This window comes from Microbacterium sp. MYb66, from assembly GCF_002979435.1.
GTDB lineage: Bacteria > Actinomycetota > Actinomycetes > Actinomycetales > Microbacteriaceae > Microbacterium.
Map to the genome: position 1 here is coordinate 172940 of NZ_PCOV01000006.1, position 11269 is coordinate 184208.

The 11269-nt window shown below is 66.9% G+C and carries 13 protein-coding genes; 4 read left to right on the top strand and 9 right to left on the bottom strand.

All coding sequences use genetic code 11. The features are described from left to right. The first annotated feature begins 65 nt into the window (after positions 1-65). The 3 genes from CQ045_RS13530 (at position 66) to CQ045_RS13540 (ending at position 1493) form a co-directional block, all read left to right on the top strand. Positions 66-473: a RidA family protein gene (locus CQ045_RS13530; RefSeq protein WP_105724540.1), complete on the top strand. Its 408-nt coding sequence runs from the start codon at positions 66-68 to the stop codon at positions 471-473. Positions 474-475: 2 nt separating this feature from the next. After that, positions 476-991 carry a GNAT family N-acetyltransferase gene (locus tag CQ045_RS13535; protein ID WP_105724542.1) on the top strand — a complete coding sequence of 172 codons (516 nt, stop codon included), beginning with the start codon at positions 476-478 and terminating at the stop codon, positions 989-991. An 82-nt stretch (positions 992-1073) separates the two neighbouring features. After that, a complete protein-coding gene (locus CQ045_RS13540; protein WP_105724544.1) occupies positions 1074-1493 on the top strand; it encodes a rhodanese-like domain-containing protein in 420 nt (139 codons plus the stop codon). A gap of 70 nt (positions 1494-1563) precedes the next feature. Here CQ045_RS13540 and CQ045_RS13545 read toward each other — a convergent pair whose 3' ends face one another. From CQ045_RS13545 to CQ045_RS13565, 5 genes are all read right to left on the bottom strand, one after another. Beyond that, entirely contained in the window at positions 1564-1998 is a 435-nt protein-coding gene (locus CQ045_RS13545; protein WP_105724546.1) for a cytochrome c oxidase subunit 4, read from the bottom strand. Between the two features lie 3 nt (positions 1999-2001). Continuing rightward, positions 2002-3735 (bottom strand): cytochrome c oxidase subunit I, encoded by a 1734-nt coding sequence (gene ctaD, locus CQ045_RS13550; RefSeq protein ID WP_181156565.1) that lies wholly within the window; start codon positions 3733-3735, stop codon positions 2002-2004. A 3-nt stretch (positions 3736-3738) separates the two neighbouring features. Next, complete coding sequence (gene coxB, locus CQ045_RS13555; protein WP_105724548.1) at positions 3739-4641, bottom strand: cytochrome c oxidase subunit II; 903 nt, start codon at positions 4639-4641, stop codon at positions 3739-3741. Between the two features lie 140 nt (positions 4642-4781). Beyond that, entirely contained in the window at positions 4782-5144 is a 363-nt protein-coding gene (erpA, locus tag CQ045_RS13560) for an iron-sulfur cluster insertion protein ErpA (protein ID WP_105724550.1), read from the bottom strand. 70 nt (positions 5145-5214) lie between these two features. Continuing rightward, positions 5215-6618 carry a dipeptidase gene (locus CQ045_RS13565; protein ID WP_105724552.1) on the bottom strand — a complete coding sequence of 468 codons (1404 nt, stop codon included), beginning with the start codon at positions 6616-6618 and terminating at the stop codon, positions 5215-5217. Between the two features lie 46 nt (positions 6619-6664). On the opposite strand from CQ045_RS13565, the gene CQ045_RS13570 reads away from it, so the two are divergent. Beyond that, positions 6665-7237, top strand: coding sequence for a DUF3043 domain-containing protein (locus CQ045_RS13570; RefSeq protein ID WP_105724554.1), 573 nt, complete (start codon positions 6665-6667; stop codon positions 7235-7237). On the opposite strand, the gene CQ045_RS13575 is transcribed toward CQ045_RS13570, so the two are convergent. From CQ045_RS13575 to CQ045_RS13590, 4 genes are read right to left on the bottom strand one after another with little or no spacing between them, the layout of a single operon-like run. Continuing rightward, on the bottom strand, positions 7212-8249 hold the full coding sequence (locus tag CQ045_RS13575) for a quinone-dependent dihydroorotate dehydrogenase (RefSeq protein ID WP_105724556.1): 1038 nt from the start codon (positions 8247-8249) through the stop codon (positions 7212-7214). The genes CQ045_RS13570 and CQ045_RS13575 overlap by 26 nt on opposite strands. Positions 8250-8259: 10 nt before the next feature. Beyond that, the gene (nrdR, locus tag CQ045_RS13580; protein WP_105724558.1) at positions 8260-8730 is read right to left on the bottom strand and encodes a transcriptional regulator NrdR; all 471 of its coding nucleotides are present in this window, start codon (positions 8728-8730) and stop codon (positions 8260-8262) included. 10 nt (positions 8731-8740) lie between these two features. Continuing rightward, positions 8741-10045, bottom strand: a complete 1305-nt coding sequence (gene hisD, locus CQ045_RS13585; RefSeq protein ID WP_105724560.1) for a histidinol dehydrogenase — start codon at positions 10043-10045, stop codon at positions 8741-8743. A 1-nt stretch (position 10046) separates the two neighbouring features. Then, the gene (locus CQ045_RS13590) at positions 10047-11207 is read right to left on the bottom strand and encodes a hypothetical protein (protein WP_105724562.1); all 1161 of its coding nucleotides are present in this window, start codon (positions 11205-11207) and stop codon (positions 10047-10049) included. Between the last annotated feature and the right edge of the window lie 62 nt (positions 11208-11269).

An 11269-nucleotide genomic window follows, 5' to 3' on the forward strand; every position in this document is an offset into this window, starting at 1 on the left:
CTGATGAAGGCCTCGTCCATCCGGACGGGGCCTTCATCGTTTCCCCCGAATGAGAGGATCGAACCATGTCATCCGTCGTCACGCTGGTCCGCGCCAGCAGCCTCGCTGAGACCCCCTACGCCTACGCCGCGACCGCTCCGGCCGGCTCCCGACTGATCTTCCTCGCCGGAGCCTGCCCGCTCAACGATGACGGGACCACGGCGGCTCCGGGCGACTACGGCGCCCAGGCCGCGCGGTGCATCGAGACGCTCAAGGGCGCCCTCGCGGTCGCCGGTGCGAGCCTCACCGATGTGATCAGTACGCGAGTCCTGGTGGCCTCCACAGCGCAAGCCGATCTCGTCACTGCCTGGGATGTGGTGCACGCCGCGTTCGGCTCACACGACGTCCCCAGCACTCTGTTGGGAGTCACCGTCCTCGGCTACGACGATCAGCTCGTGGAGATCGAGGCGATCGCTGCCGTTGCCGGAGAATGAGCATGACTGTTCTCCTTCGCCCGGCGCGCGCCAGCGACGATGCCGCGACCGAGCGGATCGAAATCGCGGCAGATGCTCTTCTCGTCGACCGTTTCGGTGCCGTGGACTGGCCTCCCCCGACCTCACCACACGAAAGATCTTCCTGGCCGGGCTACGTCCTGGTTGCGGAGCAGCCTGCAGACGAGGGCGCGGCACCCACCCCGGTCGGGTTCGTGCACGTCCTGGAGATCGACGGGCACGCGCATCTCGAACAGCTCTCCGTGCTCCCTGCGTTCGGGCGTCGCGGTATCGGCCGTCAACTCGTCGAGGCTGCCCTCGCGGAAGCGCGAGAACGCGGTCACTCCCGGATCACCCTGCGCACCTATGCGGACGTGCCCTGGAACGCGCCGTTCTATGCCTCCTGCGGTTTTCGCGTGAGCGAACCGGATACTCCCCTGCTCCGCAAGCTCGTGGAGACGGAGACGGCTCTCGGTCTGTTCCGACACGGGGCGCGTGTACAGATGACGGCTCCTCTCTGACCCCGCCATGCTGTCAGCATCAGCACGCAGAGCGGCAGGAATCCGCTGTGAGGGGATAACCGGGTCGACCTAGGCTGAGGGCATGATCGATCGTGCCGACTACTACGCCGCCAAGCTCGCCTACGAGACCGATCCGAGCGACGTCCACGCCGCGCGCAAGGCAGGGGCGAACATCTTCATCATCGACGTCCGCTCCGATGAGGCGTGGGCGCAGGGTCGAGTCGCCGGGGCCGTGCACATGCATTACAGCGAGATCACCAGGCGGGCTTCGGACGAGATCCCCGCGGACGCGGAAGTGGTCGTGTACTGCTGGAGCCCGGGGTGCAACGCCGGCGCGAAGGGCGCGCTCGAGTTCGCCCGCCTCGGGTATCAGGTGCGCGAGATGATCGGCGGATTCGAGTACTGGGTCCGCGAGGGCTACCCGGTGGAAGATGCCGACGGCATCCACCATCGCCCCGTAGACCCGCTGACGGGCATCGCCCGCGTTCGCACCCGCGCGTGAGACGCACATCGCCGCAGACATGAGGAAGGCCCCCGGACGGATCCGGGGGCCTTCCTCATGGGTATGTGCGTCAGCGGGCGAAGTTGCCGCGGTAGTACTCGTACACCCAGCCCACGATCGCGACGACGAAGATCGCGAGTCCGATCGGCAGGAGGAAGTGGCCTACGGCGAGACCGACGACGAAGACACCGGCAGAACCAGCCAGGACGATGGGCCACCAGGACCACGGGCTGAACTCGCCGAGCTCCGGGTCGCCGTCATCGATGTCCGAGGTCAGGATGTCTTCGGGCAGCTCGCCGTTCTGCGCCTTGTGAGTGCGATCGAGGTAGAACGCGATCATGGCGCTCATGAAAGCCGCGAAGAACAGCGCGACGGTACCCACCCACTCGATCCGCTCCGCGAAGTTGTCGGACGGTGTGGCCAGGATGTGCCAGCCGGTGTACACGACGCCGACGAGGGCGAAGAACGCCGTCAGGATCCACCAGAGAATGACGTTGTCGCGCATGACTTAGTGGGCCTCTCGCTCGCCGGGAGCCGTGGTCGCGAACTCGGCAGCCTCCGGGTGATTCAGATCGAACGCAGGACGCTCGCTGCGGATGCGCGGGATCGACGTGAAGTTGTGTCGCGGCGGCGGGCACGAAGTCGCCCACTCGAGCGATGCACCGTAGCCCCACGGGTCGTTGACTGTGACCTTCGGGGCCTTGCGCGCCGTGATCCAGACGTTCAGGAAGAACGGCAGCATCGAGGCGCCGAGGATGATCGCACCGATGGTCGAGACCTGGTTCTGCCAGGTCCAGCCGTCCGCCTCCGAGTAATCCGCATAGCGGCGGACCATGCCGTCGACTCCCAGCCAGTGCTGGATGAGGAACGTCATGTGGAAGCCGATGAACAGCAGCCAGAAATGCACGTAGCCGAGACGCTCGTTCAGCATCCGCCCGGTCCACTTCGGCCACCAGAAGTAGAAGCCGGCGAACATGGCGAACACGACGGTTCCGAATACCACGTAGTGGAAGTGCGCGACCACGAAGTAGGAGTCGGACAGCGCGAAGTCCAGCGGCGGTGCCGCGAGGATCACACCGGTCAGACCACCGAACACGAACGACACGAGGAATCCGAGAGCGAAGACCATCGGAGTCTCGAAGGTCACGGACCCTCGCCAGAGCGTGCCGATCCAGTTGAAGATCTTCACACCCGTCGGCACCGCGATGAGCATCGTCATCAGGGCGAAGAACGGCAGGAGCACCGAGCCCGTCACGTACATGTGGTGAGCCCACACCGCGACCGAGAGCGCCGCGATGGCGATCGTCGCGTAGACCAGCGTCTTGTATCCGAAGATCGGCTTACGGCTGAAGACCGGGAAGATCTCGGAGACGATGCCGAAGAACGGCAGCGCGATGATGTAGACCTCGGGGTGGCCGAAGAACCAGAAGAGGTGCTGCCAGAGCAGGACGCCGCCGTTGGCCGGGTCGTAGATGTGAGCTCCCAGGATGCGGTCGGCCGCGGCGGCGAAGATCGCCGCTGCGAGAACCGGGAACGCCATCAGGATCAGCAGGCTCGTGATGAGCGTGTTCCACGAGAAGATCGGCATGCGCCACATCGTCATGCCGGGCGCGCGCATGGTGATGATCGTGGTGATGAAGTTGACGGCGCCGAGGATCGTTCCGAAGCCGGAGATGCCGAGACCCACCATCCACAGGTTGCCACCCGCGCCCGGAGAGAACGACGCCCCCGCCAGGGGCTGATAGGCGAACCATCCGAAGGAAGCCGCACCCTGCGGGGTGAGGAAGCCGGCCACCGCGATGGTCGAGCCGAAGAGGAAGAGCCAGAAGGCGAAGGCGTTCAGACGCGGGAAGGCCACGTCGGGAGCGCCGATCTGCAGCGGGAGGATCGCGTTGGCGAACCCGGCGAACAGCGGCGTCGCGAACATGAGCAGCATGATCGTGCCGTGCATCGTGAACAACTGGTTGTACTGCTCCTTCGTCGGGATGATCTGCATTCCCGGCGCGAACAGCTCGGCGCGGATGACGAGGGCCATCACACCGCCGAGGAGGAAGAACAGCACGGAGGCGATGAGGTACATGTACCCGATCGTCTTGTGGTCGGTGGAGGTGATCCACTTGACGACGATGTTGCCCTTCTGCTCCACTCGCGAGGAGCTCATGAGAGCGGCCTGGCGGGCGGGCAGGGTGCTGGGACGCGACTTGGGAGTCTCGTCGGTACGGGGAGCTTCTGTGGTCGACATGACTTACTCCCCTCCTTCCTCGGTGTCGGTCTTCGGGGTGGTGCCCGGGAAGTTCGCGAGACGGTCGTAGGCGTCGGTGATGTCGCCCGTGTTGCCCTTCTCCTCGAGCGACTCGAGGTACGCGTCGTAGTCGTCCTGAGAGACGACCTTCACGTTGAAGAGCATCATCGAGTGGTACTCGCCGCAGAGCTCGGCGCACTTGCCGGCGTACTCACCCTCACGGGTGGGGATGAAGGACCAGGAGTTGTCCTTCCCGATGAACATGTCTTTCTTGTAGAGGAAGTCGATGATCCAGAACGAGTGGATGACATCGCGCGACTGCAGGTCGATCGTGACCTTCTTGTCGACCGGCAGCACCAGGGTGGGCAGCTGCGCCTGGTCGATGTTGCCGTCCTTGTCGGGCTGAGCCTGGATGCCCATGGTCCATACGGCGTCGGAGTTGTCGTCCTCTTCGCCGTCGTACTGGAAGTCCCACGCCCACTGCTTGGCGATCGCGGTGATCTCGACGTCGGGGTCGTCCCACTTCGCCTCGATCTCGGTCTGATCGCGAGCGGTGAAGAAGAACATGCCCAGCACGAGGAAGAGCGGCACGATCGTGTAGAAGATCTCGATCGGCATGTTGTAGCGCATCTGCACGGGGAGACCGGTCTGGCCCTTGCGACGGCGGTAGGCGATCGCGGCCCAGGCCATCAGGCCCCAGGTGATGACGCCGACGGCGAGGAGCACGATCCAGGAGTTCACCCAGAGCGACGAGACGCGCTCGGTCTGGTTGGTGGCCGCGGGTCCACCCTCGACGAAGCCAGGAAGAAAGCCGTTCAGCTCGGTGGGTGAACATCCCGCCAGGGCCAAGGCTGCCGCAACTCCCACAGGGAGGGCGGCCCAACGAAGGCTGCGTTTCGAGGGCACGATGCACCTTTCAGATCGCGAACAGAGCACACCCAAGTCTAGGGCAACCTCACACCTGATTCATGCCAACCACGCAGGTTCCGGAAGCGACTCGGCCGCCGTCACCAGTGGTGACGGCGGCCGAGTCGACAGAGCGAGGATCAGTGGAAGCTGTCTCCGCAGGCGCAGCTGCCCGCTGCGTTCGGGTTGTCGATGGTGAACCCCTGCTCGGAGATCGTGTCCTTGAAGTCGATCGCCGCACCGTCGAGGTACGGAACGCTCATGTTGTCGATGATCACCTCGACGCCGTCGAAGTCGACGGTCTCGTCGCCCTCGAGGTAGCGCTCGTCGAAGTACAGCTGGTAGATCAGTCCCGAGCATCCGCCGGGCTGCACGGCGACGCGCAGACGGAGATCGTCGCGGCCCTCCTGCTCGAGGAGGTTCTTCACCTTGATGGCGGCAGCGTCGGTCAGGGTGACGCCGTGTGCGCGGGTGGTCTCTGGGGAGAGTGTGGTGTCGCTCATGTCGCTCCTTGTGACGGGCCGCGGGTGCACGGCTTCTCGGACGATTCTACCGCCGTGGATCCTGTGAGGCTCAGAGTTCCACCGCATTCATGCGCGCGAGCAGCAGCGCCTCGGTCGCGACCGCATGTCGGAAGGTGTCGAGATGGAGGGATTCGTTCGGGCTGTGCGCACGGGAATGGGGATCCTCCACCCCCGTGACCAGGATCTGAGCGGCCGGGAACTCCCGCACCAGATCGGCGATGAAGGGAATCGAACCACCCACTCCCAGATCCACCGACGGCACTCCGTAACCGTCGCGCATCGCGTCGCGCGTCAGCGAGACCGCCCAGCCGCTGGTGTCGACCAGGAAGCCGTCGCCGAGGTCCACGTCGGAGAAGGTGAGTTCTGCGCCGAACGGAGCATGGGCGCGCAGATGGCCTTCCAGCGCGTCGTAGGCCTCCTGACCGCTCTGTCCCGGTGCAACCCGTGCGCTGACGACGACGGTGACCTCGGGGAGGAGGGTGTTGGACGCCGCAGCCACGCTCGTGGCGTCGATGCCGATGACGGTTACCGACGGCTTGTTCCAGATCCGGCTGAGGATCGTTCCGTCACCGATCGGAGTCGTGCCCGGCAGCAGGCCCGCCTCGTCACGGAGCGTCGCCTCCGTGTACTCGGGGGTCGACGCGTCCCGCTCGGTCATCCCTTCCACCGCGACGGAGCCGTCCGCGTTCCACAGCGTCGACAGCAGCGTGACGGTGGCCATCATCGCGTCCGGCACCGCACCGCCGAACATCCCCGAGTGCGAGGCATGATCCAGGGTGCGAACCCGCATCGTGAACCGGGCGTTGCCGCGCAGGGAGACCGTGAGTCCGGGGGTGATGGAATCCCAGTTGCCGGAGTCGGCCACGACGATCGCGTCGGCACGCAGCGCATCCTTGTTGTCGGAGAGGAACTGCGCGAAGGAGCGGGATCCGTATTCCTCCTCCCCCTCGATGAACATCGCGATCCCGAGATCGAGGTCGTCGCCGAGGGCTTCGCTCACCGCGCGGACCGAGGCGATGTGAGACATGATCCCCGCCTTGTCGTCCGCGGCCCCACGACCGTAGAGGCGGCCGTCCCGCACCGTCGGCTCGAACGGTGGGGTCTCCCACAGTGCGTCCTCCCCCGGCGGCTGCACATCATGGTGCGCGTAGAGCAGGATCGTCGGCTTGCCGTTCCTCGCCGCACGAGTGGCCAGGACAGCCGGCTGCCCGAGCTCGTCCGTGCCGGGAATCGCGGCGCGCAGCACACGGACCTCGTCGAAGACACCCGTACCCGAAGCCAGAGCGGCCACGGCCTCCGCGCTGCGCTCCAGCTGCGTCTGATCGAACGCGGGCCAGGCCATCCCGGGGATGCGCACCAGATGGCCGAGATCCGACAGCGCAGACGGGATACCGGTCGCCACCGCCTCGAGGACGGCTGCTTCGGACTCGCTGGGGAGAACAGGTGAGGTCATGCGAGTAATCTTAAGGTGATCCCCCGTCAGCGAACCGAGGAACTCCGTGGCCATTACCCCTGCCTCCCCTTCGACGAACGACGACGCCCCCGAGACGCCTGCCGTCGGCAAGGGGCGCGCGACGCCGACCCGCGCGGAGCAGGAGGCGGCTCGTCGCCGTCCCCTGGTCGCGAACACCAAGGAGGCGAAGGCGGCCGCCAAAGCCGACCTCAACGAGCGCCGTGCCCGCGCACAGGCCGGCATGGCCGCAGGCGAGGAGAAGTACCTCCCGGTCCGCGACAAGGGCCCGCAGCGACGCTGGGTGCGCGACTACGTCGACGCAGGCTGGCACCCGGCGGAGTTCGTCATGGGGGTCATGGTGCTGGTCATCCTGGCCTCGCTGGTACCGGCGAACACGATCATCTCCTTCTACGCGTACATCGTGATGATGGGGTATCTCGTGATCGCGATCGGCGGGATGGTCCTGCTGGCCATGCGGGTCAAGCGCAAGGCCGCGGCGAAGTTCGGCAAGGAGCGCCTCGAGCGCGGTCTCGGCTGGTACGCCGCGATGCGCGCCCTGCAGATGCGTTTCATGCGACTGCCGAAGCCGCAGGTCAAGCGCGGACAGTACCCCGACTGACCAGCCCCCTGTTGATCTCGCGACCCCAGAAGGGACCGCGATACAGGAACGCGGTATACCCCTGGACGAGGGTCGCACCGGCATTCAGACGCTCCTGCACATCGGCCGGGGTCTCCACCCCTCCTACCGCGATGACGCAGAAGTCGGCCGGCACGGCATCGCGCACGACGCGGAGGACTTCGAGCGACCGCTGCTTCAGCGGCGCGCCGGAGAGGCCGCCCGCTCCTGCCGCCTCGACTGTCGCGGCGTCGGTGAGCAGACCGTCGCGACTGATAGTGGTGTTGTGCGCGATGATTCCCGCGAGCCCCTCATCCACGGCCATCTGCGCGATAGCCGTGATCTCCTCGTCCGGGAGGTCCGGTGCGATCTTGACGAGCAGCGGAGTGGCGCCCGACGCCGCGCGAACCGCGCGCAGCAGAGGCGCGAGCGTCTCGACCGCCTGCAGACCGCGCAGCCCCGGCGTGTTCGGGGACGACACGTTCACGGCCAGATAGTCGGCAAGAGGTGCGAGCCGGGTCGCTGAGGCGACGTAGTCCGCGGTCGCATCCTCGACTTCGACCACCCTGCTCTTGCCGATGTTCACGCCGATCACGGTGTCGGGAGCTCCCCGGCGGAGGCGGGCGAGACGGCGAGCCGCCGCATCGGCACCGGCGTTGTTGAAGCCCATCCGGTTGATGACGGCGCGGTCGGCGACCAGACGGAACAGGCGGGGCTTCGGGTTCCCTTCCTGGGGAATCGCCGTCACGGTGCCGACCTCGACGTGACCGAAGCCCAATGCGGCGAGACCGCGCACACCGACCGCGTTCTTGTCGAAACCGGCCGCGACGCCGAACGGCGAGGGGAACGTGAGCCCGAGCGCCTCGACGCGGAGCGACGGGTCGGGCCGCGTGAGCGCGCGCGTCGCCCAGGAGAAGGGAGGCGCACCGAGGACACGAACCACCGCCATGCCGGCGTGGTGGGCGAACTCGGGGTCGAAGCGCGAGAGGACAGCGCGAAAGAGCAGCGGATACATCCCTGCCAGATTACCGGTCCTCGAGCTCCTGCTCCGTGTGGTCGGCGCGCAGATCGGTGATCGCGGCCTCGAAGTCCTCCAGGGAGTCGAACGCCTGGTAGACGCTGGCGAAGCGCAGGAACGCGACCTCGTCGAGGTCGCGCAGCGGTCCGAGGATAGCGAGACCGATCTCGTTCGTGTCGAGCTGCGAGACGCCGGTCTGTCGGACGGCCTCTTCCACACGCTGCGCGAGGATGGCGAGGTCGGCTTCCGTCACCGGTCGCCCCTGGCAGGCCTTCCGCACGCCGGTGATGACCTTCTCCCGGCTGAACGGCTCCATCACACCGGAGCGCTTGATGACGTTGAGGCTCGCAGTCTCGGTGGTCGTGAAGCGCCCACCGCACTCCGGGCACTGCCGACGTCGTCTGATCGAGAGTCCGTCGTCACTGGTTCGAGAATCGATGACGCGGGAGTCGGAGTGACGACAGAAGGGGCAGTGCATCTGACCGATCCTACGCGGTGAAGCGAGCCTCGATCGCCTCGCCGTGCGCGGGAAGCACCTCGGTGTCGGCGAGGGCGACGACTCCCGCTCTCACGGCGGCCAGCGCGGCCCTGTCATAGGAGATGACCTGCTGAGGACGGAGGAACGTGTACGCGCCGAGACCGGGCGCGTACCGCGCCTGTCCGCCGGTCGGCAGGACGTGATTGCTCCCCGCCATGTAGTCACCGAGACTGACCGGCGTCTGGTCGCCGACGAAGACGGCACCGGCGCTGGTGAACGCGGCTGCCGCCTCTTCGGCGTCGACGAGGTGCAGCTCGAGGTGCTCCGGCGCATACGCATTGCTGAAGGCAGTCGCCATGGCGCGGTCGTCGACGAGGACGATCGCGGACTGCGGCCCGGCCAGCGCCGCACCGACGCGTTCGCTGTGTCGCGTCGCTGCGGCGATCCGCTCCACTGCGCTTGCGACCTGCTCGGCCACCTCCGCGGCATCGGTGACCAGAACGGCGGACGCCTGTTCGTCGTGCTCGGCCTGGCTGACGAGGTCGGCGGCGATCAGACGCGGATCAGCATCGGCATCGGCGACGACCAGGATCTCCGTGGCGCCCGCCTCCGAATCCGTGCCGACGACGCCGGCGACGGCACGCTTGGCGGACGCGACGTAGTTGTTGCCGGGGCCGGAGACGACATCGACAGGATCCAGGCCGAGCGACGGGACACCGTGCGCGAAGGCTCCGATCGCGCCGGCTCCACCCATCGCATAGACCTCGGTGACGCCCAGAAGCGCGGCGGCGGCGAGGATCGTCGGGTGGATCCGTCCCCCCTGATCGGCCTGCGGGGGCGAGGCCAGGGCGATCTGTTCGACACCCGCGACCTGCGCCGGGACGACGTTCATGATCACGCTGGACGGATAGACCGCCTTGCCGCCCGGGATGTACACGCCGACACGGTGCACCGGCTGCCAGCGCTGGGTGATGACGGCGCCCTCTCCGATCCGGGTGACCTGGGTCGGAGGAACCTGGGCGGCAGAAGCGAGTCTCACCCGACGGATAGCCTCCTCGAGTGCCGCTCGCACGTCGGGGGCCAGAGCGGTCAGCGCCTCGGTGATGTGCGCCTCGGGGACGCGGACATCGTGCCCGGTCACCGCGTCGAACTGCTCCGCCTGCTCCCGAAGTGCCGTCTCCCCGCGCTCACGCACGTCCTCGACGATGCGTGCGGCGGTATCGAGCGCCTCGGCACGTGCCTGTGTGGCTCGAGGCACCGCAGCGAGCATGTCGGCGGGCGAGAGCTCGCGCCCTCGCAGATCGATCGTTCGCATGTCAGCCTTTCGTGATGTCGGAGATGTCGTGGAGGTAGCCGATCCGTCCGTCGTCATGTCGGACGACGTACGCACCTCCGCGGTCCTCGATCACAAGAGCCCAGGCGCTCGGGCCGATACGGAAAAGCGGTTCTCCGCGCTCATCGTGCACGTCGCGCTCCGAGGGCGCGAGAATCCAGAACGGCTGGGCGGCCGGGACAGCCTCGCGCGGGTTCGTCGCCTCGAGATCGGCGACCTCGAAGCGACTCGTCTCGGTCGCATCGGCGTCGGCGAACACGTCGCCCGTCTCGACGCGCGCCGCTGTCTCCAGGAGCGATTCGATGCTGCCCGTGTCCGAGACGATCTCGGGTTCGACTGCCCGCGAGCGGCGCGCGTAGGTCGGCACGTAATGCTCGTCCGCGGTCGATTGCTCAGTGCCGGTGCCTCCGCCGGAGGCGTGAGCGGTGAGGGGCACCTGCTCCGCGAGATCGAGACGCGAGACCTCGTCGGTATCGAGGCGGTCTTCGACCACAATCTCGACATCCGTGACCGATTCGCCGACCGCGATCGGCCCGTCGGCGGGAGTCTGCTCGGGACGCGGGCGGGCGATCACAGGACGTACCGGGTTCGCATTCCGGTGAGCCAGCGTCACGAGGCGACCGTGGAAGTCTTCCTTCAGTCCAGGCACGAGCGGGGCGAACACCGTGAGCACGACCAGCGCGAGGGCGGCGACGACCATCACCACGCCGTTCCACGGGAGTCCCCAATAGCCGGTGGCGATCAGTCCGGAGATGGTGAGCCACAGATTGCCGACCCAGACGACGGCCGCGACGGAGAACGCCACCGAGGCGAACTGGTCGATGCCCAGCGAGCCGACGCGGCGGATGCCGTCGGGCGAGAAGCGGCGCAGGACGAGGAGGAACACAGCGACGGTCGGCACAGCGATCGGAAGGATCCACTGGATGCCGACGCCCCAGAGCGAGACGCCTCCCGCCAGGGGGAAGAACGACAGGACGAACGACACCAGCCACACCCCGACGATGAGCAGCTCGCGCAGGGTGAAACCGAGGATTCCGTACTCTGGGGTCACCTCGTCGTCGTAGAGGACGCCGTCGTCATCGCTGAAGACCGAGTCCTCTTCCTCCAGCTCGGGGAGATCCGGGTCGGGGATGTCCGTGCTCATGAGTGGTCCTTTCGTCACAGTGCTCGACGGGGGCGTTCGTCGTGCTGCCGACGGCTCACGAT

Coding starts and splice junctions, on each gene's coding strand:
- CQ045_RS13530 (WP_105724540.1), top strand. CDS start 66: ATGTCATCCGTCGTCACGCTGGTCCGCGCCAGCAGCCTCGCTGAGACC.
- CQ045_RS13535 (WP_105724542.1), top strand. CDS start 476: ATGACTGTTCTCCTTCGCCCGGCGCGCGCCAGCGACGATGCCGCGACC.
- CQ045_RS13540 (WP_105724544.1), top strand. CDS start 1,074: ATGATCGATCGTGCCGACTACTACGCCGCCAAGCTCGCCTACGAGACC.
- CQ045_RS13545 (WP_105724546.1), bottom strand. CDS start 1,998: ATGCGCGACAACGTCATTCTCTGGTGGATCCTGACGGCGTTCTTCGCC.
- ctaD (WP_181156565.1), bottom strand. CDS start 3,735: ATGTCGACCACAGAAGCTCCCCGTACCGACGAGACTCCCAAGTCGCGT.
- erpA (WP_105724550.1), bottom strand. CDS start 5,144: ATGAGCGACACCACACTCTCCCCAGAGACCACCCGCGCACACGGCGTC.
- CQ045_RS13565 (WP_105724552.1), bottom strand. CDS start 6,618: ATGACCTCACCTGTTCTCCCCAGCGAGTCCGAAGCAGCCGTCCTCGAG.
- CQ045_RS13575 (WP_105724556.1), bottom strand. CDS start 8,249: ATGTATCCGCTGCTCTTTCGCGCTGTCCTCTCGCGCTTCGACCCCGAG.
- nrdR (WP_105724558.1), bottom strand. CDS start 8,730: ATGCACTGCCCCTTCTGTCGTCACTCCGACTCCCGCGTCATCGATTCT.
- hisD (WP_105724560.1), bottom strand. CDS start 10,045: ATGCGAACGATCGATCTGCGAGGGCGCGAGCTCTCGCCCGCCGACATG.
- CQ045_RS13590 (WP_105724562.1), bottom strand. CDS start 11,207: ATGAGCACGGACATCCCCGACCCGGATCTCCCCGAGCTGGAGGAAGAG.